We start from the raw sequence: 25,561 nt of genomic DNA on the forward strand, positions 1-25,561 counted from the left end.
AAACAGGCGCACCATAGGGGGCCTGTCAGAAACAAGCCGAGGAACAGATCATGAACGCCACCGCGCGATCCGCTTCGCCCTCCGAAGACGATGAAGACAACCTGCCCGCCGACGATTTCGAGGAGCCCGATGCCGACCTGGGCGACGATCTCTCGGAGGAAACGGGGATCGATCTTTCCGATGCGAGCGAACTCGACGCGGACAACGTACCGGCCGACGAGGAATTCGACCGGGTCATGAACGCGCCCGACTGAGCCCGCTCAGGCAGCCGCTTCGCGCCGCGTGATCACCTGCCCGTTGCGCGCCCCGCAGTGCACCCCGTTGCGCCAGGTCAGGGCTCCGTTGACGATCACCGCATCGATGCCTTCGGCAGGCTGCATCGGCGATTCGTAGTTGGCCGTGTCGCGCACCGTCGCGGCGTCGAAGATCACCACATCGGCGTGGTGGCCCGGCTTCAGCGTGCCGCGCTCGTGCAGGCCGAAGTTGCGTGCGGTGAGCCCGGTCATCTTCCATACCGCCGTCTCCAGCGGGAAGAGGCCCACGTCGCGGCTGTAGTGGCCCAGAACGCGCGGGAAGGTGCCCCACAGGCGCGGATGCGGCTTGTCGCCCAGCGGGATGCCGTCGGAGCCGATCATGGTCTCGTCGAACGCGAGGATGCGCTGCACGTCGTCCTCGTCCATCATGAAGTAGATCGCGCTGCCGGGCTGCAGCCGCTTGGCCGCTTCCTCGCCCGAGACGCCCCATTCGGCTGCGATGTCCTTCAGGTCGCGGCCCGCGCATTCGGGGTGCGGCACGCTCGAGGCGATGAGCACGCGGCCTTCCATCATCCCGCGGTCGGTGCGGATCATGGTGGAGCCGGCGGTGTAGGGGTAGCAGTCGAGCCCGATGCACTGGTGCTTCATCGCCTCCTGGATGAAGGGCAGCGTCACCTTCGTCTTGCCGAAGTTGCGCGTGTTCTGAACCTTGTGGTGCGACACCACCACCGGAATGCCCAGCGCGCGGCCGATGTGGAAGGTTTCCTCCAGCGACTCCATCACCCGGTCGCTCTCGTCGCGCATGTGGGTCACGTACAGCGCCTTGCGTGAAGTCAGCGGTCGGCCGACCTCGATGATCTCCTCGGTCGTCGCCTTCACCGCGGGCGGGTAGAAGGTGCCGGTCGAAAGGCCGATGGCGCCGGCCTGCATCGCTTCCTCGACCATCGCCTGCATGGCCTTGATCTCGGCCTCGTTCGCGGGGCGGTCGAGGTCTGACATGGCGACCGCACGCAGCGTCGAATGGCCGACCATCGCTGCCACGTTCACCGACGACGGTGTCGCGCGCAGCGCATTGAGGTACGCGGCGAAACTGGTGAAGCGGCCCTCGGCGGGCGAATCGAGCAGGCTCAGCGGCATGGGCAGCTCCATGTCCTCGCGCAGCGGCGCGGCGCTGATGCCGCAGTTGCCCGCGACCACGGTCGTCACGCCCTGCGACACCTTGAACGGCATCTGCGCCTGCGACAGCACCGCCTGGTCGTCGTGCGTGTGCGAGTCGATGAAGCCGGGCGCCACGATGCGGCCTGTGGCGTCGATCGTCTGTTCCGCCGTGTGGCCCGCGAGCTTGCCGATGGCGACGATGCGGTCGCCGACGATGCCGACGTCGGCGTCGAAGCGCGGTGCCTTGGTGCCGTCGATCACGGTGCCGCCGCGGATCAGCAGTTCGTAGTGGGGGAGCTTGTCGGACACGGGATGAATCCTTTCTTCAGCGGAAATGGCAGGCGACCAGGTGGCTTCCGTTCGCGGACGACGAAGGCCGCTCGCTCAACTCCGGCGCCTTCTCCTTGCACACGGCCTGCGCCATCGGGCAGCGGGTGTGGAAGCGGCAGCCCGAGGGCGGATTGGCCGGGCTCGGCGGATCGCCCTGCAGCAGCATGCGGCGCGCGGGCGTGCGCGGGTTGGGCACCGGCACGGCCGACAGGAGGATCTCGGTGTACGGATGCAGCGGCGCCGAGAACAGCGTGTCGCGGTCGGCGATTTCCACGATGTGGCCGAGGTACATCACAGCCACGCGATGGCTGATGTGCCGAACCACCGCGAGGTCGTGCGCGACGAAGAGGTACGCGATGCCGAACTCGGCCTGCAGGTCCATCAGCAGGTTGACGACTTGCGCCTGCACCGACACGTCGAGGGCCGACACCGGTTCGTCGCAGACGATGAGCTTGGGGTTCAATGCCAGCGCCCGCGCGATGCCAAGCCGCTGGCGCTGCCCGCCCGAGAACTCGTGCGGGAACTTCTTCGCTGCCTCGGGCCGCAGGCCCACGCGCGAGAACAGCCACTGCACGCGTTCGCGCCGCTCGGCGGCCGCGCCCATGCCGAAGTTGCGCAGCGGTTCCGCCACGATGTCGCCCGCCGTCAGTCGCGGATTCAGCGAGGCGTACGGGTCTTGAAAAATGATCTGCAGGTCGCGCCGGCGCATGCGCATGTCCTCGGGGGAGAGCGACAGCAGCTCCCGGCCTTCGAGCTGCACCGAGCCCGAGCTCGGCTCGACCAGCCGCATCACCGACTTGGCCGTGGTCGTCTTGCCGCAGCCCGATTCGCCGACCAGCGACAGCGTCTCGCCGCGCGCGACGTCGAAGGAGACGCCGTCCACCGCCTGTATCGCCGGCCTGGCCGGCCGCAGCCAGCGCTTGGGCGTGGTGTAGTGCTTGCGCAGGTTGCGCACCTGCAGCAAGGGCGTTGCAGCGGTTGTCGTCATGCGGCGATCTCCTCGGCACCGGCCCAGTTTTCCTCGACGGCGAAGCAGGCGACGACGTGGTCGCCGCCTTGCTGCGCCAGCCTCGGCGTTTCGGCGCGGCAGCGTTCGCGCGCGTGGCTGCAGCGTGCCGCGAAGGCGCAGCCGCGGCCCAGCTCGTGCGCGGCCGGCACCAGCCCCGGTATCTCGGTGAGTCGCGTGCTCGCGGTGTTCATCGCGGGCATCGAGGCCATCAGCGCGCGGGTGTAGGGGTGCAGCGGGCGGTCGAAGAGATCGATCACGTCGGCTTCCTCCACCTTCTTGCCGGCGTACATGACGACCACGCGGTCGCAGCTCTCGGCGACCACGCCGAGGTCGTGCGTGATCATCACCACGCCCATGCCCAGTTCTTTCTGCAGCCGCTTGATGAGGTCGAGGATCTGCGCCTGGATGGTCACGTCCAGCGCGGTCGTTGGCTCGTCGGCGATCAGCACCTCGGGGTTGCAGGCCAGGGCCAGCGCGATCATCACGCGCTGGCGCATGCCGCCCGAGAGCTGGTGCGGGTATTCGTTCACGCGGCGCTCGGGCTCGGGGATCTGCACCACGCGCAGCATCTCGACCGCGCGCTTCATCGCGTCGGCGCGGCTGGCCTTCTGGTGCAGCTGCACCGTCTCGGCGATCTGCCGGCCCACGGTGAGCACCGGGTTCAGCGACGTCATCGGCTCCTGGAAGATCATCGAGATGCGGTTGCCGCGGATCTGGCGCATCTCGCGCTCGCTCAGCCGCATCAGGTCGGTGCCGCGCAGGCGCACGGCGCCCGAGTGGCGGCCCGGCGGCGTGGGCACCAGCCGCAGGATCGACAGGGCGGTCACGCTCTTGCCGCAGCCCGACTCGCCGACCACGCCGAGCGTGCGGCCCGCGCGCACCGTGTAGGAAACGCCGTCGACCGAGCGCACCACGCCGCCGGGCGTGAGGAAGTGCGTGCGCAGGTCGTCGACTTCGAGCAGCGGCTCGCCTGGGGCCAGCGCTGCGTGGGACATGGCGATGGTCATGAGGCTGCCTCGCTCAGAGTTGGCGCGCCAGGCGTGGGTCCAGCGCGTCGCGCAGGCCGTCGCCCAGCAGGTTGATGGCCAGCACCGTGGCCGCCAACAGCAGCCCCGGGTACAGGATGATGTGGAACGCCACTGCCACGAAGTTGCGGCCCTCGGCCATCATGTTCCCCCAGCTCGGCGTCTGCGAGGGCACGCCCACGCCGAGGAAGGAGAGCGCAGCTTCGGTCAGCACGGCGGCCGCGGCCACGAAGGTGGCCTGCACGATCAGCGGCGCCACGGTGTTCGGCAGCACGTGGCGCACCAGGATCACCGGAAGGCGCGTGCCCACCGCATGCGCGGCCTCCACGAAGAGCTGCTCGCGCAGCGTGAGCGCCAGCGAGCGCACCAGCCGCACCACGCGCGGAATCTCAGGCACCGTGATGGCGATGATCACCGTCGTGAGGCTGGCGCGCGTGACCGCCATCAGCGCGATGGCCAGCAGGATGCCCGGAATGGCCATGAGCCCGTCCATCACGCGCATGATCGGTCCGTCCGCCCAGCGCACGAAGCCCGCCACCAGGCCGAGCGCGACGCCGAAGAAGGTGGCCAGCAGCGCCACCGAGGCGCCCACGATCATCGACACCCGCCCGCCCCACACGGCCCGGCTGAACACGTCGCGGCCCAGCGCGTCGGTGCCGAACCAGTGCTCGGCCGAGGGCAGCTGCATGCGCGCGAGCGGGTCGATGTCCTGCGGGTCGTGCGTGGCGATCCAGGGCGCGGCAATGGAAAGCGCCGCCACCGCGATCAGCAGCAGCGCGCCGACGATCAGCGTCGGGTGCTTGCGCAGCCAGCGCAGGCGCGGCGGAACGAAGGGGGCCTCGGCCGGCGGCGCGGCTGCCGGGGTGGCGGCTGTAGCAGGCGTCGCGGGCACATCGATGTCGCTCATGGGAAGTACGGAGGACATGGGTGGTTCAGTACTGGATGCGCGGATCGAAGAGCCGGTAGCTCAGGTCGATCAGCAGGTTGATCAGCACGTACACGCCCGCCGACAGCAGCAGCACGCTCTGGATCACCGGGTAGTCGTGCCGCTGCACCGAGTCGATCACCAGCCGGCCCACGCCGGGAATGGCGAACACCGTCTCGGTGACCACCACGCCGCCGATCAGCAGCGCGATGCCTGCGCCCACGGTGGTGGCGATGGGAATGGCCGCGTTGCGCAGCGCATGGCCCAGCACCGGCAGCACGCCCAGGCCCTTGGCCCGGGCGGTGCGGATGTAGTCCTCGTGCAGCACTTCGAGCACGGTGGCGCGCGTCATGCGCGTCACCAGCGCGATGTAGACCAGGGCGAGGTTCACGCAGGGCAGCACCAGCGAGCGCAGCCACTCGCCCGGGCCTTCGGCGAAGCGCACGTAGCCCTGCACCGGAAACCACGGCAGCTGGATCGCGAAGCTGTAGACCAGCAGGTAGCCCACCAGGAACACGGGCACCGAGAAGGCCAGCACCGCGAAGAGCATCACCAGCCGGTCGATCCAGCTGCCCGCGCGGTAGGCCGCGAGCGTGCCCAGCGGCACCGACACCACCAGCGTGATGAGCATCGTCAGCGCGGCGATCGACGCCGTGGGCTCCAGCCGCTGGCCCAGCAGCTGCGTGACAGGCATCTGCGTGAAGATCGAGGTGCCCAGGTCGCCGGTGAAGAGCTTGCCGATCCACAGGCCGAACTGCTGCCACAGCGGCAGGTTCAGGCCCAGCGCGGCACGCAGCTTCTCGATGTCTTCGGTGGTGGCGAGGTCGCCCGCGATGAGCGCGGCCGGGTCGCCCGGCGAAAGATGGATCAGCAGGAACACCACCACGGCCACCACCGCCATGACGGGCAGGGTCGCGATGAAGCGTCGAACGATGTAGCCCATGGCGGTGTCCCTCCGGCCCTTACTGCCTGTCGAGCGCCCAGACCGTCGGCATGCCGGACCAGAGCTTGTCCAGGCCCTTCAGGCTGGTGCGCGCGGCGAAGGCGGCCGAGTACTGGCCGGCGTTGATGTAGGGCACTGCTTCGTATGCGCGGGCCTGGAAGGCGTCGAGCAGTTCCTTGCGCTTGGCGGGCACCGTCTCCTTCAGCCAGGCGGTGCGCAGGTCGTCCAGTTGCTTGTCGCATGGCCAGCCGGGCAGGGTGTTGCCGCAGGCCGCGCTCAGGTAGGCGTTGCTGATGGGCGAGTTGGCGTCGAATTCGCCGGCCACGGTGACGTACATGTTCCAGCCGCCCGCGTCGGGTGCGTCGCGCTTGGCGCGGCGCGCGCCGATGGAGGCCCAGTCCATGGTCTGGGCGTCGACGTTCAGGCCGATGCTCTTCATCGTCTGCGCGGCCATCAGCGCCTCTGCGTTCAGGTAGGGCACGTCGCTGGGCACCAGCAGCACCACCTTCTCGCCCTTGTAGCCGGCGTCGGCGAGCATCTTCTTGGCCTTGGCGACGTCGGCCTTGCGGTAGGGCTCGGCGCCGGCCGCGGTGTCGTTGGGGCTGCCGCAGATGAAGTAGGTGGCGCAGTAGGCCATGCGCATGTCCAGCGGGAAGCCCATGGCCGCCATGAAGCGCTCCTGGCTCACGGCCTGCATCAGCGCCTGGCGCACCTTCGGGTTGTTGAAGGGCGGATGCAGCTGGTTCATCACCAGGAAGCCCTGGTAGGCGCCGCCGGAGCCGATCTTCACGCCCGTGTCGGTGCGCAGCGGCGCGATGTAGTCGGGCGGCAGCTGCTCGATGATGTCGACCTCGCCGCGCTTGAGGGCGGCCACTGCGCTGTTGGCATCGGGCAGGTAGAGCCACTCGACTCGGTCGAAGTTGCTCTTCTTGCTGCCGGCCAGGCCGCTGGGCGGCTCACTGCGCGCCACGTAGTTGGGGTTGCGCACGAACACCGCCTTGTTGCCCGGCACCCATTCGTCGCGCTTGAAGACGTAGGGGCCCGAGCCCAGCACTTCGGTCAGCGGCGCGGTGGCGGGCATCTTCGCCAGCCGCTCGGGCAGCACCACCGGCGGAAAGCCCGAGGGCTTGGCCAGCGCATCGAGCACCATGCCGAAGGGCTCGGCGAGCGTGAGCGTGAAGCTGCGCGCGTCGGTGGCCTTCCATTCGGCGCCGCTGGCCGTCATGGCGCGGCCCAGGCTGTCGCGCGCGGCCCAGCGCTGCAGCGAAGCGACCGCGTCGGCCGAGGTGACGGCGCTGCCGTCGGAGAACTTGAGGTTGGGGCGCAGCGTGAAGCTCCACTGCTTGCCGTCCTTCGAGGCGGTGTACTTCTCCACCATCTGCGGCTGCGGCTTGCCGCTCGCGTCCTGCGCGAAGAGCGTGTCGTACACCATGTAGCCGAAGTTGCGCGAGATGTAGGCGGTGGTGAAGGTCGGGTCGAGGATCTTCAGGTCGGCATGCGCCACCACCTTCAGCGTCTTGGGCTGCGGCGTCTGGGCATGCGCGGGAAGGCTCGCCGCGAAGGCGGTGGAAAGGGCCAGGGCGGCGAGAGCGCCAAGCGTCCGTCGTTTCATCGTCGGTTCTCCGGTGAGGGCAGGCAGCAGAAAAAAAGGAAGGAAAGGCTCAGGCCGCGACGCCGATCGGCCACTTGGGCAGGCGGGCCTTGCGATACGGCAGCGTGTTCAGGTCGAGCGTGACGGCGCCCGGCGCGCCCGCGTAGATGACGTGCTTCGCCACCTTGGAATACGACGCGTAGAAATGCTGGGAGGACTTCACGACGATGATCTTCTTCGCAGCGAGGTCGCAACCGAGCTGCGTGAACAGGTCGGTGCCCATCGCCTGGTTGCGCAGCGTGATCAGCACGATCTCGATGCCGTTGGCCTCGACCAGCGCGCTGTCGCCCATCAGCGTGGGCGTGCCGGCCAGGCCGGTCATCACCAGGTCGTGCTTCAGAGCCTTCACGGTGCATTCGAGGTCGAGCGGGTCGCCGGAAAGCGGGCTGATCTTGCCGCCGATGCGCATCGGCAGCTTCGCGCCCACGCCCGCGTCGAATGCGATGCGCACCGCGATCGGGTCCCACAGCGGGCCCAGTGCCGCGTTGGCAATGCCGCGCTCCACCATGCGGCGCAGGATGAAAGTGGAGTCGCTGGCCGCGCCGCCGCCGGGGTTGTCGGCGCCGTCGGAGATCACCACCGGGCCGCCGTCGAAGGCCAGGGCCTCGTCGAGCGATGCGTCGATGCCGGGGTAGTTCACGGTGAGGCCGTCGCGCATGGCGATGACCTCGTCGGCGAGCTGGCGCGCCAGCATGTCGGCCTTCGCCTTGTCGCCGTCGGTGTAGACCAGCACCTTGGTGCCCATCTCGGGCACGTCGCCCCACGAGAAGCCGTGCGTGAGCGAGATCGAGAGCACGCCGTTCTTTCCTTCGAGCGACTGCATGCGCTCGACGAAGCCGCGCGCCGGCTGGCGCGAGGTGTGCACCGTGACGATCATGTCGCAGTCGACCACCGCCGCTACCGGCCGCACCTTGCCCTCGACCGTGGCGGCGCAGATGTCGACCAGCTCCAGGCCGCGTTCGAGCACGTCGGTGTGCGGGTACTCCTTGAAGGAGATCATCACGTTCGCGTTGGAGATCATCTCCGGCGTGAGGTGGTTGTGCGGATCGAGCTCCGCGCCGATCACCACGTCGGGACCGACGATCTGCCGCACGCGCGCCAGCAGGTCGCCCTCGCAGTCGTCGTAGCCGTCGGCCACCATCGCGCCGTGCAGGCCGAGCAGCACCATGTCGACCGGCAGCACCGCGCGCAGGTCGTTCAGCAGCTCGTCGCGCAGCGTCTCGTAGGCGTGGCGCGTGGTGGTGCCGCTGGGCTGCGCGCCGGCCACCATGCCCTCGAACAGGGTCCAGCCCTTGTCGGCGCCGCGCATGCGCGCGGCCCACAGCGGGCCCGAGAACAGCGTCATCGCCTCGGGGTGCTTGCCGGCGGGGAAGTAGCCACGGTCCTTGAAGGAGGCGAGGCCCGTCGGCATCGGGCCGAAGGTGTTGGTTTCGGTGGCAAGGGAAGCACTGAAGACGCGCATGGTCGGACCTCGTGGGGTGGTTCTGTTGTGTTGTTGGAGCAGGCCGGGCTCAGCCCGCGGCCGTGCGCAGCCGCTGGGGGCCCAGCATTTCCGCCGTGAGCCCGAAGGAGGCGATGCGCTCGGGCAGCGGCAGTCCGCGCGCGAGCGCGGCGCAGGCTTCGCCCATGGCGGCCGATGTCTGGATGCCGTAGCCGCCTTGCGCCGCCACCCAGAAGAAGCCGGGCACGCCGGGCTCGAAGCCGCCGACCAGGTCGCCGTCGGCCACGAAGGAACGCAGGCCGGCCCAGGTGCGCGTGGGGCGGCGGATGGCGAGCGTGGTCGCTTCCTCGATGCGGTGCATGGCGATGGCGATGTCCATCTCCTCGGGCTGCACGTCCTGCGGCTCGACCGGGTCTGCGTTGGCCGGCGAGCCCAGCAGCATGCCGGCGTCGGGCTTGATGTACCAGCCTTCGTCGGCGCCGAACACCATGGGCCAGTGCGCCACGCTCTGGCCCTCGGGCGGCGCGAAGATGAATGCCGAGCGGCGACGCGGCTCGATGCCAAGCGGCGGCACACCGGCCATTTGGGCGATGGTGTCGACCCATGCGCCGGCCGCGTTGAGCACCACGGACGCTTCGTAGATTGCGCCGCCGGCTTCCACGCGCCAGCGATCGCCCTTGCGCTCGATGGCCGTCACGCCTGCATCGCACACCAGCTTGCCGCCCGCGCGACGCATGCCGCGCAGGTAGCCCTGGTGGATGGCGTGCACGTCCATGTCGGATGCATCGGGCTCGTAGACGGCGCCCTGCACCTGCTCGGGGCGCAAGGCCGGCACCATCTCGCACGCCTCTTCACCGCTCAGGCGCGAGGCGCCAGTGTTCATGTCGCGCAGCACCTGCCAGTGGGCTTCGAGCTCGGCCATGTGCTCGGCGCCGGCGACCATCATCGCACCGCGCGGCGTGAGCAGCGGGTGCTCGCTGAAGCCTTCGGGCGGATGCTCGAGGAAGGCCCGGCTCGCCATGGTGAGGGCGCGCACCTGCGCGGTGCCGTAGCTCTCCATGAAGAGGGCGGCGGAGCGGCCGGTGGAGTGGTAGCCCGGCTGCGATTCGCGCTCGAGAAGGATCACGCGTGCGTGCGGCGCAAGCCAGTGGGCCACCGAGGCCCCGGCGATGCCGCCGCCGATCACGAGGAAGTCAGCCACGACGGGCTCTGCAGTGCTGGAAGTCATCGGCGAAAAGTGTAGGAAGAAATTTGCGGATACGCAAATTGATTCGGGGGTGCCAAGGGGAAACCATGATGCACCGTGCTGGTGAAATTTGCGTTCGCGCAATTTGCGTATACGCAACTTCCGGGCCCGGGTCACGCGGGTTGGCATGGATGGCGCCCCTCTCGGCTGGCAGAATCTGCGGCACCACAAGAGAAAGCCAAGCGTGAATCCACACACAGGGACCAAGACGGGAACGAAGCCCAGGGACGAGCCGCCCACGCTGGACCGCGCCACCTTCGGCAACCGCCTGCGCGCCGCGCGCAAGCGCTTCGGCTGGACGCTGGCGCAGCTGGCCGAGCGCTCGGGCGTGTCGATCACCACCATCTCGCGCGCCGAACGCGGCCAGCTCGCGCTGGGCTACGAGAACTTCACCGCGCTGGGCCGTGCGCTCGACATGGACATGAACGCCATGTTCGCGGGCGCCGGCGTCAAGCCCGCGCAGCTCGACGGGCCGGTGGTCACGCGCGCGGGCAAGGGTGTGGTCTACAAGGGGCTGTCCATCGCCTACGAGTTCCTCGGTACCACCGCGGCAGGCAAGCAGATGAGCCCCATCGTCGGCACGGTGCACGCGCGCAAGATCCACGGTCCGGAAGACTTCGTGCGGCATGGCGGCGAGGAGTTCGCCTATGTGCTCTCCGGCGAGATCGAGGTGCACTTCGACAACGGCGAGGTGGTGCGCATGGCGAAGGGCGATTCGCTCTACTTCGACAGCCGCCTGGGCCACGCGTACATCAGCGTGAGCCGGCAACTGGCGCGCATCGTCGGCATGACCATCGGTGAGAGCGGGCACATGCAGTCGGCCCGGGAGGGAGAGGGGCGCGCCATGCCGGCACCGGTCGCCCTCAAGAGCGAGAGGTCCGTTGCGTCGGCGTTGCCCGTGAAGGCGTCGAGGGGGCAGTCGAAGTCCGCTCGGAAAGCCGCAGCAACAAGGGGCGCATAGCCGCCCTGGGCCGTGTCTCCGATTTGCTCGCCGCGCGAGGCCGCATGGCTATGCTGTGCGCCGTCATCCACTCCAGAGAAAAGACCATGACCTCGCGTTTGCCTTCATTCCCGCTTCGCTCCATGGCCCTGGCCTGCGGCCTTGTGCTCGGCGCCGCTGCCGCCCACGCCGCACCCGACGCGAAGCTGCTCGCCGCCGCCGAGAAGGCGCAGCCCGCGGTGATCGACAACCTCAAGGAGATGGTGTTGATCGAATCGGGCAGCCTCAACGTCGACGGCCTGCTCAAGATGGCCGACGTGGTGGAAGGGCGCCTGAAGGCGGCCGGCTTCAAGACCGAGCGCCGCAAGGCCACGGCCGGCGCGGGCGCCGACATCGTGATCGGCACGCTCAAGGGCACGGGCAAGCGCAAGATCATGCTGCAGGGCCACATGGACACGGTGTACGCGCCGGGCATCCTCGGCAGCCAGCCCTACAAGGTCGACGGCAACCGCATCTATGGTCCCGGCATCGCCGACGACAAGGGCGGCCTCGCGGTCATGCTGGCGTCGCTGAAGATCCTGGCCGATGCCGGCTGGCGCGACTACGACACGCTCACCGTGCTCATGAACCCCGACGAGGAAGTGGGCTCGCTCGGCTCCGGCGAGCTGATCGCGACCATGGCCGACCAGCACGACACGGTGCTGTCCTTCGAGCCGACGGTGGCGAAGTCGGTGGTCAAGGGCGAGTCGCTGCTGCTCGGCGCGGCCGGCATCGCCACCGCCACGCTCGAGGTGAAGGGCCGCGCGTCGCATGCGGGTGCGGCGCCCGAACTGGGCCGCAATGCGCTGTACGAGCTCTCGTACCAGATGCTGCAGACCAAGGACCTCGCCAAGGACATTCCCGGCGCCACGCTCAACTGGACCGTGGCCCGCGCCACCGGTCCGCTCAACCAGATCACCGAAAAAGCGCAGGCGCAGGGCGACATCCGCATCACGCAGCCCGGCGCCGAGAAGAAGCTCGCCGAGGCGCTGCAGGCGAAGATCGCGTCGGGCAAGCTGATTCCCGACACCGAGACCACGGTGAAGGTGGAAGTGGGCCGCCCGGCCTTCATCGCGGGCGACAAGGGCCGCGCGCTGGCCGAGAAGGCGCAGGCCATCTACAAGGAAATCGACCGCGACCTCGCGCTGACGCCCATGACCGGCGGCGGCACCGACGCGGGCTACGCGGGCCGCTCGGGCAAGGCCACGGTGGTGGAGAGCTTCGGCCTCGCTGGCTTCGGCTACCACGCACGCGACGAGTACATCGAAGCCGACTCGATCGTGCCGCGCCTGTACCTCGTCACGCGCCTGCTGACCGAGATCGGCAAGAACTGAGGCTGCGGATAGGCGCCACCGCGACGGTGCAGTCGAGGCGGCGCGGGCGCGCTATTGCTGCTGTTGCCTCGGGTCGCCGGGGCGGTGCTGCTGGTGTTGCTGTTGCTGCTGGCGTGCCGCGGCAGCGGCCGCCATGCGTTGCTGCTGCTGTTGTTGCTGGGCCTGCTGCTGTTGCTGGTGCGCCATCTGTTGAGCCTGCTGCTGGGCCCTGGCCTGTTGCTGCTGCATCTGCTGCTGGCGCTGTTGCTGCATGGCCTGCATCTGCTGTTGTTGCTGTTGCATGCGCGCGGCCTGCTGCTGGGCCTGCTGCTGCGCCTGTTGCTGCGCCTGTTGTTGCCGGCGCATCTGCTCCTGCTGCGCTGCCTGCTGTTGCTGCTGGCGAGCCTGGTTCTGTGCCTGCTGTTGCTGCATGGCCTGCTGGCGCTGGATCTGCTCCTGTTGCCGCTGCGCCTGTTGTTGCGCGCGCGCCTGTTGATCGGCCTGCTGCTGGCGGCGCATCTGCTCCTGCTGACTCTGCTGGTTGCGTGATTGTTCGAGCTGGGCCTGCTGTTGGCGCCGTTGCTCCTGCGCGGCCTGTTGCTGCTGGCGTTGCTGCGCGAGCTGTGCCTGTTGTTGGGCTTGCTGTTGCTGCTGTTGAGGCTGCATCAGGCCTCGCGCCTGGCGAGCCTGCTGGTCGCGCGCCTGCTGCTGGGCCTGTTGCTGCGCCTGTTGTTGCCGGCGCGTCTGCTCCTGCTGCTGCGCCTGCTGTTGCTGCTGGCGGGCCTGGTTCTGTGCCTGCTGTTGCTGCATGGCCTGCTGGCGCCGGACTTGCTCCTGTTGCCGCTGCTGGGCTTGCTGTTGCGCACGAGCCTGTTGTTGCTGCTGTTGGGTGAGCGCGGCCTGCTGCTGGAGGCGTTGTTGCTGCTGTTGCTGTGCCTGCTGCTGCTGCTGCTGGGCGAAGAGGGCTCGTTGCTGTTGCTGCTGCAGTTGCTGCGCGGCCCCCGGGCCCGCTGCGAAATTGGGCGGCGCTCCCGGAGGCAGCGCGCCTCGCGGTCCGGCATTGTTGTTGTAGACATTGACGTTGCGCACGTTGTTGACCACCGTGGTCGAACGCGAGACGTAGGTGCTGTTGTTGTAGACCACGGCGGGCCGCGCGAAGGCCGGCTGAGGGGCGGGGCCCCGGTCGCGCCAGCGCGGTGCGCCCCAGTTCATGTTCCACGAGTGCCAGCCCCAGTTGTGGCGCTCCAGCGCGGCACCCACGATCACGCCCGTGCCGAAGGCGAGCGCGCCGGCGGCCAGCACCTGGCCGCTGCTGTAGCCCGGCGATACCACCTGGACCGGCGGTGCATAGGCATAGCCCGGATACACCGGCTGCGGCGCACCGTAGATTACCTCCGGATCGTAGGCGGGCACGTACACCACATCAGGCTGCACGGGCTCGATGGTGATGAACTCCTGCGGCGGCTCGATCACCGCGGGGCCCGCATACACGGGCTGCACGTCGGGCGCGGGCGCATAGTTCGGCGGCGGCGCGGCTGTGACCACGCGCATCTTGTCGTTGTTCTTGAGGCGGCCGGCCTTCGCCGCGCGCTGGCGCATGACCTGGATCGCGTTCATCACGTCGGCCGGGTCGTTGTAGTAGGCCTGCCCGAGCGCCTGGGTCCAAGGGATGTTGCTGGCCATCTGGTCGATGACGGGGCGGAACGCGGTGAGCGACTTCACGCTCGGGTCCCAGGGCTGCTGGTTGGCCGCATCGGCCAGCGGGCCTGCCTTGAGGTTGCGGTTCTGCGCGAGCCAATCGTGCGCCGCTGTGATCTGGTCGGGGTAGGTGGCGCCGGCCAGGATCTGCGCGACCAGCTTGTCGGGATACAGCGCGATGGGGGCGACCATCTGGTAGAGCTGCTCGGCGCTGGGCGGCGTGTAGGCGGCCTGAACAGGAGCGGCCGTGGGCGGCTGCGTCTGCGGCACGGACGGGGCAGGGATGCCGGTCGCCGGGTCCTGTGCCGAAACAGCGGCAGCGGGCGTGCTCGGGGACTTGTCGCAGCCTGTGAGGACGAGGGCGCCGATGCACAGCGAGATCGTCAACAGCCGCGGGGCGGTGGAGAGATTTTTTGTCATCTGGAGTTCCATGAGGACGCCGGCGTCGTGCCCGGAACTTCTTCAACGGTGCCCGGCTGCAGGCGATGACAGAGCCTGCGCCGTGGATGCAACGGTCTGTGTCGGCTCCCTGCCGTCAAGCCTGTCGGCGCAGAACCACACGGCCCGGAGGCCATCGCCTCCGGTGCCCGATGGCGGCAGCAGCCGCCGGCCTTACTTGGAGCCGCCGGTGTACTTGGTGACGGTGGCCGCGCTCACGTGATAGCCGCTCACGCCCATCATCGAATCGTTGCGCAGGGTCTGCAGCTTGCCGGTGACCCACACGGTGTCCATCGCGCGGAACTTGGCACCCTTCTGCGGCACCACGTGCAGGATCTGGTTGGCCGGCGGCGGCGGCGTGTGGATGCAGGCGCCGAAGTAGGGCACCAGCAGGAACTCGGTGACTTCGCCCTTGGCTTCTTCGAGCGGCACGATGAAGCCGGGTATCTTGATCTCGGTGCCGTTCATCGCGGGGTTGGTCGGTGCGTTGTTCGACACCTCCTGCATCTTCATGAGCAGTTCGTTGGCGCGCGGGTCGCCGTCGTCGAGCGCGCTCAGGTCCATGCCCTTGAACTCCTTGGCCGGGTCCCAGTCCTTGGGCACCAGCTCTTCCCAGGTGATCTGGCGCGGCTGGCCCGGCGTGGCCTTGGCCGGCGTCGCGGACGCGGCCTTGCCGCCCAGCGGATTGGTGGCGGTGGTGTCCTTGGGCGCGGGCTCCGCGGCCCATGCGGCGGCCGCGAGGCCGGCACCGGCGATCAGCATTGAAAGCCGCATGAAAGCTTTGCTGGTGGAGGTCGCGTGTGTGAAGGGCATGGTTCAAATCCTCGGCGAGAGGCCGTCTGCAAGGGAGAGTCGATAGGCGCGGATGCCGGGCAGCAGGCTCGCCAGCCATCCGGCGACCAGCAGGCTCGCCATCAGCAGCCATTCGTTCAGTGTAGGTTCGGAAAGGCTCAGTGTCAGCCCGAACTGCGACTGCAGCCATGGCGAGAGCAGGGCGATGCCCAGCACCGCCATCACGAGGCCCAGCGCGACGCCCAGCACGGTGACCATCGCGCCTTCGAGCGCGAGCAGGGCCAGCACATGCCGCAGGCCCGCGCCCACGGCACGCAGCACCGCGAGCTCGCGGCGCCGCTCGTTGAGGCCCGCCATCACCACCGACACCAGCCCCGCGAGGCTCACCAGCGCCACCAGCGCCGACATCAGCAGCAGCGCGTTCTCGCCGATGCCGATCACGCTCCACAACTCGTCGAGCGCCACGCCGGGCAGGATGGCCATCAGCGGCTCGCCGGTGTAGGTCGAGATCCAGCGCTGCACGCCGAACACGGCCGCGCGGTTCTTCAGGCCCACCAGCACGGCTGTCACGTTCTTGGGTGTGAGGTCGAACTTGCGCACCTGCTCCGGCGAGATGTGCACGCCCGGCATCGGCGCGCCGCCCACCCATTCGAGGTGGATGGCCTCCATGGCCGCGAGGCCGATGTGCACCGTGCGGTCGACCGGCGTGCCGGTGCGCGCGAGTACGCCGACCACGGTGAAGGGCTTGTCCGCATGCTCGGCCACGTTGAGCTCGCCGCTGCCGTGCGCGAGCGTGATCTTCTGGCCCACGTGGTAGCCGAGCTTGTCGGCCACCTCGGCGCCCACCACCGCGTCGAACAGCTCGCTGAAGGGCTTGCCTTCGCGCAGCTTCAGCGTCTGCCTGTCGCCGTAGCGGAAGTGCGTGAAGTAGTCGGTGGAGGTGGCCAGCACCGCGAAGCCGCGATGCGAGTCGCCCAGCGACAGCGGCACCACCCAGTCGACGCCCGGATGCGCCGAAAGCGCCTGCACGCTCTTCCACGAGATGTTGTTGGTGGCCGCGCCGATGCGGAACACCGAGTACAGCAGCAACTGCGTGGAGCCGGTGCGCGCGCCCACGATCAGGTCGGTGCCCGAGACGGACGATGCGAAGTTCTCGCGCAGCTCGGTGCGGATGCGTTCGACGCCCAGCAGAAGGAAGGTCGAGAGCGCGATGGAGAACACGGTGAGCGCCAGCGTGAAGCGCCGGTTCCAGGCGCTGCGCCATGCAATGGAGAAGAGCGCTTTCATGCATCCACCGCCATCGCGCTGGTCGCCGCGCGGTTGATCTCGGGCAGCAGCACATGCCGCGCGAAGCGCTGCGCGATGCGCTGGTCGTGGCTCACGAACACGAGCGCGCTGTGGTGCTCGGCGCAGGCCGTGAGCAGCACGTCGAGAAAGGCTTCGCGCCGGTCCTCGTCGAGCGCGGAGGTGGGCTCGTCGGCGATCACCACCTCGGGCTGGCCGATGAGCGCGCGCGCCGCGGCCACGCGCTGCTGCTGGCCCACGGAGAGCTGCAGCGCCTGGCGGTTCCACAGGTTGCGGTCCAGGCCCATCTGGTCGAGCAGGTGTTCGGCTTCGCCACGCGAGCTGCCGTTGCGCGATGCATTGGCCTCGCGCCGCTGCGAGAAGCGGCAGGGCAGCAGCACGTTGTCGATCACGCTCAGGTAAGGCAGAAGATTGAACTGCTGGAAGATGTAGCCCACGTGCGCCACGCGGCTGCGGTCGCGCTGCGTGCCCGAGAGCTTCGACCAGTCGTGGCCCAGCAGCGTGACGCGGCCTTCGTCGGCCACCAGCACGCCGGCCAGCAGCGACAGCAGCGTGCTCTTGCCGCAGCCGCTGGGCCCATGCAGGAACACCGACTCGCCTGCCGAGATGCGAAAGGCCTCGATGTCGATGCACGGGGCCTTGGCCGAAGGCCATGTGAAGCGCAGCGCCTCGGCCGCAAGCACGATGCGCAGGGCCGAGGAGGCCTGCGCCGAAGGGAGGTCGCTCACGGCGTCACTTGCCCCAGCTCAGGCGTGCGGGCTGGGCCGCCTGCGCGCCGGCGGGGCGCTTGAGCTGGCGCTTGAACTGGCCCTGCGCGGTGGCGATCTGTGAATCGATCTGGCGCAGGCCCTTGAAGGCGCCGAACAGGTTCAGGTCGATGAACTTCGCGGCGGCCGCATTGGTGCAGTTGAAGGAGAAGGTGGCGTCGAGGTCGGCATGGCCGACGGGTTCGTTCGGATCGGGATTGCCGAGACCCAGCGCGCCGGAACGCAGGTCGACCGGGCCCAGCTTGCAGTTGGCGGCGGGGTCGACGATGAAGAGCTTGTCGGCTGCGCGCAGCTGGGCGACGGCGTCTTCGACGATCTTTTTCTCGGCGTCGGTCTTGGGCGCGCGCTCGAAGCCCACGATGTTGTCGAGCGGGGATTCCATGTCGATCACCACCGTGGGGCCGTCGACGGCCACGTCGAGCTTGAGCTGGCCGTGCACGTGGGCGTGCTGCTGCTGGGCCTGGGCGGTGAGGAACGGTGCTGCCGCGAGGAGCGCGGCTGCGATTGCGAGACCGGTGGTGCGTCGGAGTCGGATGTGCTTCATGGTTCAGCGCCTTGCCGGGTCGGCAGCCCCGGCGTGTTGCTCCATTCGCTCCAGCTGCCGGCATAGAGCGCGGTCGTCCCGAATCCCGCGATCTGCATGGCGAGCAGGTTGGGCACGGCGCTCACGCCGCTGCCGCACTGGTGGACGACTGTCGCCGCATCACGTCCCGCGAGCAGCGCTTCGAACTCGGCACGCAATTGCGATGCCGGCTTGAACTTGCCGTCGGGACCGATGTTGTCGGCGAAAGGCCGGTTCAGGGCCCCGGGGATGTGACCGGCGATCGGGTCCAGAGGTTCCATCTCGCCGCGGTAACGTGCACCGGCGCGTGCGTCGATCAGGTTCTGGTCAGGCTGGCCGAGCCGGCGCAACACTGTTTCGGTGGTCACGAGCTTCGCGATGGGCTCGCCCGCGACGAAGTTCGACTGGAAGCGCGCGGGTTCCTCGCGGCCGGTGACCTCGCCGCCAGCGGCCTGCCAGGCCTGCAGTCCGCCGTCGAGCACGGCCACCGCGTCGTGGCCCATCCACTTGAGCATCCACCACAGGCGGCCGCAGTAGTTGGCGCCGTTGCGGTCGTACACCACGGCCTGCATGTCGTTGGCGAAGCCGATGCTGGAGAGCCACGCCGCGAACTTTTCGCGGCTGGGCAGCGGGTGGCGTCCGCCCGATGCGGGCACGCCGTCCTCCTGCGCCACGACGACTTCGCCGTGCGCGCCGGGAGCGCCGTGCTTGGCGCTGAGGTCGGTGTCGAGGTTGGCGTAGAGCGCGCCGGGGATGTGCGCCGCCGCATACAGCTGCGCGCCGGCTTCGGGCTTCATGAGGTCGAAGCTGCAGTCGAACACCATGAAAGGCTTGCCGCTGGCCTGCAGCTGCTGCAGCTGTTCGGCGGAGATGAGGGTGTCGTACATGGCGCTTGCTCCTTGGGGAATCTGGAAATGCACGCTGCCTGCTTCAGTGCTCCTCGGCCGGGGCCTTGGGCACGGCCCGTTGTCGCAACACGGTTGCAGCAATGCCGCTCGCGATGATAAGGGCCATGCCCGCCCAGCCGGCCGCGTCGATCCGGTCATCGAACAGCACGACGCCGTAGAACGCGGCGAACACGATGCCCGAATACTGCAGGTTCGCAACCACCAGCGTGCCGGCCTGTGTCTTGGCGGTGGCGTAGGCGCGCGTCATGCACAGCTGGCCGAGCGCGGCGAGCAGGCCGATGGGCAGCAGCCACAGCGCATGCTCCCACGTCCAGGAAGTGCCGCCCGAAAAACCGGTGAACGTGGTGGCGATGGCGCCGGCCACGGCCGAGCCGACCGCGAAGTAGAAGACGGTACGCAGTTCGGGCTCGCCGATGCGCGACAGCGCCACCACCTGCATGTAGGCGAAGGCGGCCGTCAGCCCCGACAGCAGGCCCAGCAGGCCCGCGAAACCCTCGTTGCCGTTCACGCTGGGCTTGAGCATGAGCACTACGCCGACGAAGCCCGCGAGCACCGTCATCGCCAGCGCGCCCTGCAGCGGCGGGCGCTCCACGCGGCCGTCGCGACCGGGCACGGGCACCCAGGCCAGCAGCGCGCCGCCGACCAGGAAGGCCGCGACCCACACGCTGCTCATGTAGTTGAGCGTGACGGCGGTGGCCAGCGGCATGTGGGCGATGGCATAGAACCACGCACCCAGCGACACCACGCCGATGGTGCTGCGCCAGGCGTGCATGCCGGGGTAGCGCGTGGCCAGCGACACGCCGCGGTTGCGGGCCAGCAGCCAGAGGAAGACGATGCCGATCAGGCCGCGCCCGAGCACCATCTCGCCGCTGTTGAACCACGCCGAGGCGACTTTCACGACCACGCTCATTGTGGCGAACAAAAAGGCCCCCAGCACCATCCACAGCGCTTGCACTATTGACTCTCCCCCAGGCTTCGCGCACTTCGTGTCGCTTCTCCTACCCCCTCACCGGGGGCAACACCAACGGCCCGGCAAAGCCGGTTCCGTGGTGTTCCTGGAACACCCGTCGATGCGGCAGCCATCGGCTCAGGCGTTCTGCATCGCGCTGCGGTACCACTCGTGGAACTGCTGCATGCCGTCTTCCATCGGGCTCTGGTAGGGGCCGGTCTCGTTGTCGCCGCGCAGCATCAGCGCGCGGCGCCCGGCATCCATGCGCTCGGCGATCTCGTCGTCTTCCACGCAGGTCTCCATGTAGGCGGCCTGCTGGGCCTCGACGAACTCGCGCTCGAAGGCGACGATTTCCTCGGGGTAGAAGAACTCGACCATGTTGAGCGTCTTCGTCGGGCTCACGGGGTGCAGGGTCGACACCGTGAGCACGTGCGGATACCACTCGACCATCACGTGCGGGTAGTAGGTCAGCCAGATGGCGCCGTACTTCGGCGGCTTGCCCTCTCGGTACTTGAGCAGCTGCTCCTGCCACTTCTGGTAGACCGGGCTGCCCGCGCGGCCCAGGCGGTTGGCCACGCCCACCGTCTGCACCGAATAGCGCGGCTTGAACTCCCAGCGCAGGTCGTCGCAGGTGACGAAGCTGCCCAGGCCGGGGTGGAAGGGGCCGACGTGGTAGTCCTCGAGGTAGACCTCGATGAAGGTCTTCCAGTTGTAGTTGCACTCGTGCAGCTCGACGCGGTCGAGCGCGTAGCCCGAGAAGTCGAGGTCGGCCTGCGGGCCGAGGCCGGCCATGTCGGCCGCCACGTCGGGGCCGGAGCCGTCGGGGTTCTTCTCGAACAGCAGGCCGTTCCACTCGGTGAGCGGGTAGTTGTGCAGATTCAGGCAGGGATCCTGCTCGAAGTGGGGGGCGCCGATCAGCGTGCCGGTGGTGCGCGGGTCGCTCGCGGCGTAGGTCCAGCGGTGCAGCGGGCACACGATGTTGCCGCCGGACTGGCTCTCGAGCTTGCCCCGGCCCTTCAGGATCAGGGCCTGGCGGTGGCGGCAGACGTTCGAAATCAGTTCCACGCCCTTTGGCGTGTGGACGAGTGCACGGCCCTGGTGCTCCTGGGGCAGGGTGTGGAAGTCGCCCATCTCGGGCACGGCCAGGCGATGGCCGACATAGCGGGGCCCTCGCGAGAAAAGGTTCTGCATCTCGCGGGCGAAGAGCGCCTCGTCGAAATACGCGGAAACTGGAAGTTGGCTCGCGGCCTGCTGCAGTTGAAGACTTAAATCAGACATGGAGGACCTGACCAAGCTCCCCACAGGGAGAAAAGGAAGAAAAGAACGGAAGGCGCCGCCAGGAGGATTCGGCGGCCCGGAGCAGTGTTGAACGTCGTCAACGAGAGAAGTTCGCATTGTACCCGGGGCCATTTTTTGGGCCTCCCGGCCTCCCGCGGCATTTCGCAATGTGCGATAGGTCTCCGCAAGGGCGAGGGGGGGCCCGCCCGCCACTTGTTCCGGTCACGGTCCTAAAATGCCTCGTTTCACCCACGTTTCGCTTGCATGCCCAAGGTGCCTCCCCCTTCCTCGTCCAGCCCGGCGGCAACGCCCGACACGGGTCCGCTGCCAGCCAGTTACGAAGCCGGGCTCCAGGAACTGGAGCAACTGGTCGCGGAACTCGAGTCGGGCCAGTTGCCGCTGGACCAACTGCTAGTCAGCTACCAGCGCGGCGCGGCGCTGCTGGCCTTCTGCCGCGACAAGCTGCAGGCGGTCGAAGACCAGATCAAGGTGCTCGATTCGGGCAGCCTGAAGGTCTGGACGCCTGAATGAGCGCCGCCACGCTGAATTCCGCGCCCTGGGACGCCCGCACGCTCGCCGGCTGGAGCGAACCCCACCTGGCGAATGTCGAATCTGCGCTGTCGCGCTGGGTCGGTGTCGATGCCCCTGTGCTGCTGGGCGACGCCATGCGCTATGCCGTGCTCGACGGCGGCAAGCGCCTGCGGCCGCTGCTGGTGCTTGCCGCCAGCGAGGCCGTCGGCGGCAATACGGCCGCCGCTCTGCGCGCAGCCTGCGCCACCGAACTGATCCACGCCTATTCGCTGGTGCACGACGACTTGCCGTGCATGGACAACGACGTGCTGCGCCGTGGCAAGCCCACGGTGCACGTCAAGTTCGGCGAGGCCGATGCCCTGCTGGCCGGCGACGCCCTGCAGGCGCTGGCCTTCGAGCTGCTCACCCCCGAGGGCGATGAAATTCCCGCCGCCACCCAGGCCCTGCTGTGCCGCCTGCTCGCGCGCGCCGCGGGCAGCCAGGGCATGGCCGGCGGCCAGGCCATCGACCTGGCCAGCGTCGGCATCGCGCTGGACGAAGCGCAGTTGCGCGAGATGCACCGCCTGAAGACCGGCGCGCTGCTGCAGGGCAGCGTCGAGATGGGCGCCGCCTGCGGCACCGTGAGCCCGGCCGCGCTGGCCGCGCTGCGCGACTACGGCGCGGCCATCGGCCTCGCGTTCCAGGTGGTCGACGATATCCTCGACGTCACGGCCGACTCGCAGACCCTCGGCAAGACCGCCGGCAAGGACGCCGCGGCCGACAAGCCCACCTACGTGTCGCTGCTCGGCCTCGATGGCGCCCGCGCCCAGGCCCGCCAACTGCTGGCCGACGCGCTCGCCGCGCTGGAGCGCAGCGGCCTGGCCGATACCGCGGCGTTGCGCGCGCTGGCCCACATGGTCGTCGACCGCGATCGCTGAGAGAAAAGAACAAACCTCCCCCATGGCTGCTCCGCTGCTTCCCACACTCCACGACCCTTCGCCCATCCGCAAATACGACCGGGCCCAGCTGCGCCAGCTGTCCGACGAGGTGCGCGCCTGCGTGCTCGACAACGTCTCCCGCACCGGCGGCCACCTGAGCTCGAACCTGGGCACGGTGGAACTGACGGTCGCACTGCACCACGTGTTCAACACGCCGCACGACCGGCTGGTGTGGGACGTGGGCCACCAGACCTATCCGCACAAGATCCTCACGGGGCGGCGCGAGCGCATGCCCACGCTGCGGCAGATCGGCGGCATCTCGGGCTTTCCGCAGCGCACCGAGAGCGAGTACGACACCTTCGGTACCGCCCACTCGTCGACCAGCATCTCGGCCGCGCTCGGCATGGCCATGGCCGCCAAGCAGAAGGGCGAGGACCGCCACACGGTGGCCATCATCGGCGACGGCGCGCTCACGGCCGGCATGGCCTTCGAGGCGCTGAACAACGCGGGCGTGTGCGACTGCAAGCTGCTGGTGATCCTGAACGACAACGACATGTCGATCAGCCCGCCGGTGGGTGCGCTCAACCGCTACCTCGCGCAGCTGATGAGCGGCAACTTCTACGCCGCCGCCAAGAACGTCGGCAAGAGCGTGCTGCGCAACGCGCCGCCGCTGTTCGAGTTGGCCAAGCGACTCGAGCAGCATGCCAAGGGCATGGTTGTGCCGGCCACGCTGTTCGAGCAGTTCGGCTTCAACTACGTCGGCCCGATCGACGGCCACGACATCGATTCGCTGGTGCCCACACTGGAGAACCTCAGGCACCTCGACGGCCCGCAGTTCCTGCACGTGGTCACGAAGAAGGGGCAGGGCTACAAGCTGGCCGAGGCCGACCCCGTGGCGTACCACGGCCCCGGCAAGTTCGATCCGCAGGTCGGGCTGGTCAAGCCGGCTTCGGCGCCCAAGCAGACCTTCACGCAGGTGTTCGGCCAGTGGCTGTGCGACACCGCGGCCGCGGACGGCCGTCTCGTGGGCATCACGCCCGCGATGCGCGAGGGCTCGGGGCTCGTCGAATTCGAGAAGCGCTTCCCGGACCGCTACTACGACGTCGGCATCGCCGAGCAGCATGCCGTGACCTTCGCCGCCGGCCTGGCCTGCGAGGGGCTGAAGCCGGTGGTCGCGATCTATTCGACCTTCCTGCAGCGCGCCTACGACCAGCTCATCCACGACGTGGCGATCCAGAACCTGCCGGTGGTGTTCGCGCTCGACCGCGCGGGCCTCGTCGGTGCCGACGGCGCGACGCATGCGGGCGCCTATGACATCCCGTTCCTGCGCTGCATTCCGAACATGAGCATCGCCTGCCCGGCCGACGAGCGCGAAACCCGCCAGCTGCTGACGAGCGCCTACGAGCAGAGCCACCCTGTGGCGGTGCGCTATCCGCGCGGCTCGGGTGCCGGCGCTGCGCCGCATCTCACGCTCGACGCGCTGCCCTTCGGCAAGGGCGAGATCCGCCGCGAGGGCAAGGGCATCGCCATCCTCGCCTTCGGCACGCTGCTGTACCCGGCGCTCACGGCGGCCGAGTCGCTCGATGCAACCGTGGTCAACATGCGCTGGGCCAAGCCGCTCGATGTCGAGCTGCTGCTGAAGGTCGCGGGCACGCACGATGCCATCGTGACGCTGGAAGAGGGCGCGATCATGGGCGGCGCGGGCAGCGCGGTGCTCGAGGCGCTGCAGGCCGCCGGCGTGCAGAAGCCGGTGCTGCAGCTGGGCCTGCCCGACCGCTTCATCGAGCATGGCGATCCGGCCAGGCTGCTTGCCTCCATCGGGTTGGACTCGATCGGCATCGAGGCGTCGATCCGCGAGCGCTTCGTATCCGGCAGCACCCACGCCGACGCAGCCGGAGTCGCAGGGTAAACCCCGGCCGAACACGTGTAAGCGCTTTTTACAATCAAGAAGACTTACCCAAAAGTCCCCAACGCGGTCACAAGCCGCGTTTCGTTTTTCTAAAAGAACCCGGAGTGAATTCAATGGATCGTCGTTCCCTCATCAAAAACGCCGGCATCGCCGGCGTTTTGGCCGCCGGCATCGCGCCCGCCGTCCACGCGCAGACCGCAGTGCGCTGGCGCCTGGCGTCGAGCTTTCCCCGTTCGCTCGACACGATTTTCGGCAGCGCCGAAATGCTGTCCAAGACCGTCAAGGCCTTGTCCGGCGGCAAGTTCGAAATCTCGGTGCACCCCGCCGGCGAACTGATGCCCGCCTTCGGTGTGGTCGACGCTCTGCAGGGCGACACGCTCGAAATGGCGCAGACCGCCGCCTACTACTTCACCGGCAAGGACCCGATCTTCGCGTTCAGCTGCGCAGTGCCCTTCGGCCTGACCGCGCGCCAGACCGATTCGTGGAAGGAATACGGCAACGGCCGCAAGCTGCTCGACGCCTTCTTCGCGCAGTACAACTTCCGCACCGCCAGCGCCGGCAACACCGGCACGCAGATGGGCGGCTGGTACCGCAAGGAAATCAAGACGGTCGCCGACCTCAAGGGCCTGAAGATGCGCATGGGCGGCGGCGTGTTCGGCGAGGCGATGGCCAAGCTGGGCGTGGTGTCGCAGAACATGCCGGCCGGCGACGTGTACCAGGCGCTCGAGAAGGGCACTCTGGACGCCGCCGAGTTCGTCGGTCCCTACGACGACGAGAAGCTGGGCTTCAACAAGGTGGCACCGTACTACTACTACCCCGGCTGGTGGGAAGGCGGCGCCGACCTCGAGTTCTTCATCAACAACAAGGCCTTCGCCAAGCTGTCGGACGAGAACAAGGCCATCCTCGACGCGGCCACCAAGGTCGCCGCGCGCGACATGATCGCCAAGTACGACGCCTACAACCCGGTGGCGCTCAAGCGCCTCGTGGCCGCCAAGACGCAGCTCAAGCCGTTCCCGAAGGACGTGATGGACGCAGGCTTCAAGGCCTGCATGGCAGTCTTCGCCGAGCACGAAGCCAAGTCGCCCGAGTTCAAGAAGATCCACCAGGACATGCGTGCGTTCCAGCGCGACCAGATCCTGTGGAACCGCTTCTCGGAGTACCCGTTCAACCAGTACATGAACACCGTCAAGATCTGATCCTGTCGCGGTTCACGCAAAAAAAGGCCGGCCCGTG

General features: G+C 68.5%; 23 protein-coding genes. 7 read left to right on the forward strand and 16 right to left on the reverse strand.

What is annotated here, in order from left to right:
- Positions 1 to 50 precede the first annotated feature (50 nt).
- Positions 51 to 254 (forward strand): hypothetical protein, encoded by a 204-nt coding sequence (locus EJP67_RS16775; protein ID WP_126022848.1) that lies wholly within the window; start codon positions 51 to 53, stop codon positions 252 to 254.
- Between the two features lie 6 nt (positions 255 to 260).
- Here the strand turns inward: EJP67_RS16775 and EJP67_RS16780 are convergent, their stop codons facing one another.
- The 8 genes from EJP67_RS16780 to EJP67_RS16815 are packed head-to-tail and all read right to left on the reverse strand — an operon-like array spanning position 261 to position 9,964.
- Positions 261 to 1,721, reverse strand: a complete 1,461-nt coding sequence (locus tag EJP67_RS16780; RefSeq protein WP_126022849.1) for an N-acyl-D-amino-acid deacylase family protein — start codon at positions 1,719 to 1,721, stop codon at positions 261 to 263.
- Positions 1,722 to 1,737: 16 nt separating this feature from the next.
- Positions 1,738 to 2,730: an ABC transporter ATP-binding protein gene (locus tag EJP67_RS16785; protein ID WP_126022850.1), complete on the reverse strand. Its 993-nt coding sequence runs from the start codon at positions 2,728 to 2,730 to the stop codon at positions 1,738 to 1,740.
- A complete protein-coding gene (locus EJP67_RS16790) occupies positions 2,727 to 3,758 on the reverse strand; it encodes an ABC transporter ATP-binding protein (RefSeq protein ID WP_126022851.1) in 1,032 nt (343 codons plus the stop codon). The genes EJP67_RS16785 and EJP67_RS16790 overlap by 4 nt, the downstream gene beginning before the upstream one ends.
- A gap of 13 nt (positions 3,759 to 3,771) precedes the next feature.
- On the reverse strand, positions 3,772 to 4,683 hold the full coding sequence (locus tag EJP67_RS16795; RefSeq protein WP_126022852.1) for an ABC transporter permease: 912 nt from the start codon (positions 4,681 to 4,683) through the stop codon (positions 3,772 to 3,774).
- Between the two features lie 25 nt (positions 4,684 to 4,708).
- Positions 4,709 to 5,644 carry an ABC transporter permease gene (locus tag EJP67_RS16800; RefSeq protein ID WP_126022853.1) on the reverse strand — a complete coding sequence of 312 codons (936 nt, stop codon included), beginning with the start codon at positions 5,642 to 5,644 and terminating at the stop codon, positions 4,709 to 4,711.
- 19 nt (positions 5,645 to 5,663) lie between these two features.
- Positions 5,664 to 7,256: an ABC transporter substrate-binding protein gene (locus tag EJP67_RS16805; RefSeq protein WP_126022854.1), complete on the reverse strand. Its 1,593-nt coding sequence runs from the start codon at positions 7,254 to 7,256 to the stop codon at positions 5,664 to 5,666.
- A 49-nt stretch (positions 7,257 to 7,305) separates the two neighbouring features.
- A complete protein-coding gene (locus EJP67_RS16810; RefSeq protein ID WP_126022855.1) occupies positions 7,306 to 8,757 on the reverse strand; it encodes a M81 family metallopeptidase in 1,452 nt (483 codons plus the stop codon).
- Between the two features lie 49 nt (positions 8,758 to 8,806).
- The gene (locus tag EJP67_RS16815) at positions 8,807 to 9,964 is read right to left on the reverse strand and encodes an NAD(P)/FAD-dependent oxidoreductase (protein WP_126022856.1); all 1,158 of its coding nucleotides are present in this window, start codon (positions 9,962 to 9,964) and stop codon (positions 8,807 to 8,809) included.
- 202 nt (positions 9,965 to 10,166) lie between these two features.
- Between EJP67_RS16815 and EJP67_RS16820 the strand changes: the two genes are divergently transcribed.
- Complete coding sequence (locus tag EJP67_RS16820) at positions 10,167 to 10,943, forward strand: helix-turn-helix domain-containing protein (RefSeq protein WP_126022857.1); 777 nt, start codon at positions 10,167 to 10,169, stop codon at positions 10,941 to 10,943.
- 86 nt (positions 10,944 to 11,029) lie between these two features.
- The gene (locus tag EJP67_RS16825; protein ID WP_126022858.1) at positions 11,030 to 12,295 is read left to right on the forward strand and encodes a glutamate carboxypeptidase; all 1,266 of its coding nucleotides are present in this window, start codon (positions 11,030 to 11,032) and stop codon (positions 12,293 to 12,295) included.
- A 51-nt stretch (positions 12,296 to 12,346) separates the two neighbouring features.
- On the opposite strand, the gene EJP67_RS16830 is transcribed toward EJP67_RS16825, so the two are convergent.
- From EJP67_RS16830 to EJP67_RS16870, 8 genes are all read right to left on the reverse strand, one after another.
- Positions 12,347 to 14,392 carry a DUF3300 domain-containing protein gene (locus EJP67_RS16830; RefSeq protein ID WP_126022859.1) on the reverse strand — a complete coding sequence of 682 codons (2,046 nt, stop codon included), beginning with the start codon at positions 14,390 to 14,392 and terminating at the stop codon, positions 12,347 to 12,349.
- 192 nt (positions 14,393 to 14,584) lie between these two features.
- The gene (locus EJP67_RS16835; RefSeq protein WP_126022860.1) at positions 14,585 to 15,223 is read right to left on the reverse strand and encodes a DUF3299 domain-containing protein; all 639 of its coding nucleotides are present in this window, start codon (positions 15,221 to 15,223) and stop codon (positions 14,585 to 14,587) included.
- Between the two features lie 3 nt (positions 15,224 to 15,226).
- A complete protein-coding gene (locus EJP67_RS16840) occupies positions 15,227 to 16,489 on the reverse strand; it encodes an ABC transporter permease (RefSeq protein WP_126022861.1) in 1,263 nt (420 codons plus the stop codon).
- On the reverse strand, positions 16,486 to 17,235 hold the full coding sequence (locus EJP67_RS16845; RefSeq protein WP_126022862.1) for an ABC transporter ATP-binding protein: 750 nt from the start codon (positions 17,233 to 17,235) through the stop codon (positions 16,486 to 16,488). Before EJP67_RS16845 ends, EJP67_RS16840 begins: the two co-directional genes overlap by 4 nt.
- A gap of 4 nt (positions 17,236 to 17,239) precedes the next feature.
- Entirely contained in the window at positions 17,240 to 17,818 is a 579-nt protein-coding gene (locus tag EJP67_RS16850) for a DUF2796 domain-containing protein (RefSeq protein ID WP_126022863.1), read from the reverse strand.
- Positions 17,815 to 18,723, reverse strand: coding sequence for a sulfurtransferase (locus tag EJP67_RS16855; RefSeq protein ID WP_126022864.1), 909 nt, complete (start codon positions 18,721 to 18,723; stop codon positions 17,815 to 17,817). Before EJP67_RS16855 ends, EJP67_RS16850 begins: the two co-directional genes overlap by 4 nt.
- A 43-nt stretch (positions 18,724 to 18,766) precedes the next feature.
- Positions 18,767 to 19,684: a DMT family transporter gene (locus EJP67_RS16860; RefSeq protein ID WP_126022865.1), complete on the reverse strand. Its 918-nt coding sequence runs from the start codon at positions 19,682 to 19,684 to the stop codon at positions 18,767 to 18,769.
- A 147-nt stretch (positions 19,685 to 19,831) separates the two neighbouring features.
- Positions 19,832 to 20,971: an aromatic ring-hydroxylating oxygenase subunit alpha gene (locus EJP67_RS16870; protein WP_126022866.1), complete on the reverse strand. Its 1,140-nt coding sequence runs from the start codon at positions 20,969 to 20,971 to the stop codon at positions 19,832 to 19,834.
- A 264-nt stretch (positions 20,972 to 21,235) separates the two neighbouring features.
- On the opposite strand from EJP67_RS16870, the gene xseB reads away from it, so the two are divergent.
- The 4 genes from xseB (at position 21,236) to EJP67_RS16890 (ending at position 25,524) form a co-directional block, all read left to right on the forward strand.
- A complete protein-coding gene (xseB, locus tag EJP67_RS16875) occupies positions 21,236 to 21,502 on the forward strand; it encodes an exodeoxyribonuclease VII small subunit (protein ID WP_007829283.1) in 267 nt (88 codons plus the stop codon).
- The gene (locus tag EJP67_RS16880; protein ID WP_126022867.1) at positions 21,499 to 22,419 is read left to right on the forward strand and encodes a polyprenyl synthetase family protein; all 921 of its coding nucleotides are present in this window, start codon (positions 21,499 to 21,501) and stop codon (positions 22,417 to 22,419) included. The genes xseB and EJP67_RS16880 overlap by 4 nt, the downstream gene beginning before the upstream one ends.
- Positions 22,420 to 22,441: 22 nt before the next feature.
- Positions 22,442 to 24,328 carry a 1-deoxy-D-xylulose-5-phosphate synthase gene (gene dxs, locus EJP67_RS16885; protein ID WP_126022868.1) on the forward strand — a complete coding sequence of 629 codons (1,887 nt, stop codon included), beginning with the start codon at positions 22,442 to 22,444 and terminating at the stop codon, positions 24,326 to 24,328.
- A 113-nt stretch (positions 24,329 to 24,441) separates the two neighbouring features.
- Positions 24,442 to 25,524: a TRAP transporter substrate-binding protein gene (locus EJP67_RS16890; protein ID WP_126022869.1), complete on the forward strand. Its 1,083-nt coding sequence runs from the start codon at positions 24,442 to 24,444 to the stop codon at positions 25,522 to 25,524.
- Positions 25,525 to 25,561: the final 37 nt, after the last annotated feature.

Source organism: Variovorax guangxiensis (assembly GCF_003952165.1).
Lineage (GTDB): Bacteria > Pseudomonadota > Gammaproteobacteria > Burkholderiales > Burkholderiaceae_C > Variovorax > Variovorax guangxiensis.

Excerpts from the sequence above, each read along its gene's own strand:
- EJP67_RS16815 (WP_126022856.1), bottom strand. The coding sequence starts at position 9,964 with ATGACTTCCAGCACTGCAGAGCCCGTCGTGGCTGACTTCCTCGTGATC.
- EJP67_RS16860 (WP_126022865.1), bottom strand. The coding sequence starts at position 19,684 with ATGGTGCTGGGGGCCTTTTTGTTCGCCACAATGAGCGTGGTCGTGAAA.
- EJP67_RS16840 (WP_126022861.1), bottom strand. The coding sequence starts at position 16,489 with ATGAAAGCGCTCTTCTCCATTGCATGGCGCAGCGCCTGGAACCGGCGC.
- EJP67_RS16890 (WP_126022869.1), top strand. The coding sequence starts at position 24,442 with ATGGATCGTCGTTCCCTCATCAAAAACGCCGGCATCGCCGGCGTTTTG.
- EJP67_RS16835 (WP_126022860.1), bottom strand. The coding sequence starts at position 15,223 with ATGCCCTTCACACACGCGACCTCCACCAGCAAAGCTTTCATGCGGCTT.
- EJP67_RS16850 (WP_126022863.1), bottom strand. The coding sequence starts at position 17,818 with ATGAAGCACATCCGACTCCGACGCACCACCGGTCTCGCAATCGCAGCC.
- EJP67_RS16830 (WP_126022859.1), bottom strand. The coding sequence starts at position 14,392 with ATGACAAAAAATCTCTCCACCGCCCCGCGGCTGTTGACGATCTCGCTG.
- EJP67_RS16810 (WP_126022855.1), bottom strand. The coding sequence starts at position 8,757 with ATGCGCGTCTTCAGTGCTTCCCTTGCCACCGAAACCAACACCTTCGGC.
- EJP67_RS16870 (WP_126022866.1), bottom strand. The coding sequence starts at position 20,971 with ATGTCTGATTTAAGTCTTCAACTGCAGCAGGCCGCGAGCCAACTTCCA.
- dxs (WP_126022868.1), top strand. The coding sequence starts at position 22,442 with ATGGCTGCTCCGCTGCTTCCCACACTCCACGACCCTTCGCCCATCCGC.
- EJP67_RS16880 (WP_126022867.1), top strand. The coding sequence starts at position 21,499 with ATGAGCGCCGCCACGCTGAATTCCGCGCCCTGGGACGCCCGCACGCTC.
- EJP67_RS16825 (WP_126022858.1), top strand. The coding sequence starts at position 11,030 with ATGACCTCGCGTTTGCCTTCATTCCCGCTTCGCTCCATGGCCCTGGCC.
- EJP67_RS16795 (WP_126022852.1), bottom strand. The coding sequence starts at position 4,683 with ATGAGCGACATCGATGTGCCCGCGACGCCTGCTACAGCCGCCACCCCG.
- EJP67_RS16805 (WP_126022854.1), bottom strand. The coding sequence starts at position 7,256 with ATGAAACGACGGACGCTTGGCGCTCTCGCCGCCCTGGCCCTTTCCACC.
- EJP67_RS16855 (WP_126022864.1), bottom strand. The coding sequence starts at position 18,723 with ATGTACGACACCCTCATCTCCGCCGAACAGCTGCAGCAGCTGCAGGCC.
- xseB (WP_007829283.1), top strand. The coding sequence starts at position 21,236 with ATGCCCAAGGTGCCTCCCCCTTCCTCGTCCAGCCCGGCGGCAACGCCC.
- EJP67_RS16790 (WP_126022851.1), bottom strand. The coding sequence starts at position 3,758 with ATGACCATCGCCATGTCCCACGCAGCGCTGGCCCCAGGCGAGCCGCTG.
- EJP67_RS16800 (WP_126022853.1), bottom strand. The coding sequence starts at position 5,644 with ATGGGCTACATCGTTCGACGCTTCATCGCGACCCTGCCCGTCATGGCG.
- EJP67_RS16785 (WP_126022850.1), bottom strand. The coding sequence starts at position 2,730 with ATGACGACAACCGCTGCAACGCCCTTGCTGCAGGTGCGCAACCTGCGC.
- EJP67_RS16775 (WP_126022848.1), top strand. The coding sequence starts at position 51 with ATGAACGCCACCGCGCGATCCGCTTCGCCCTCCGAAGACGATGAAGAC.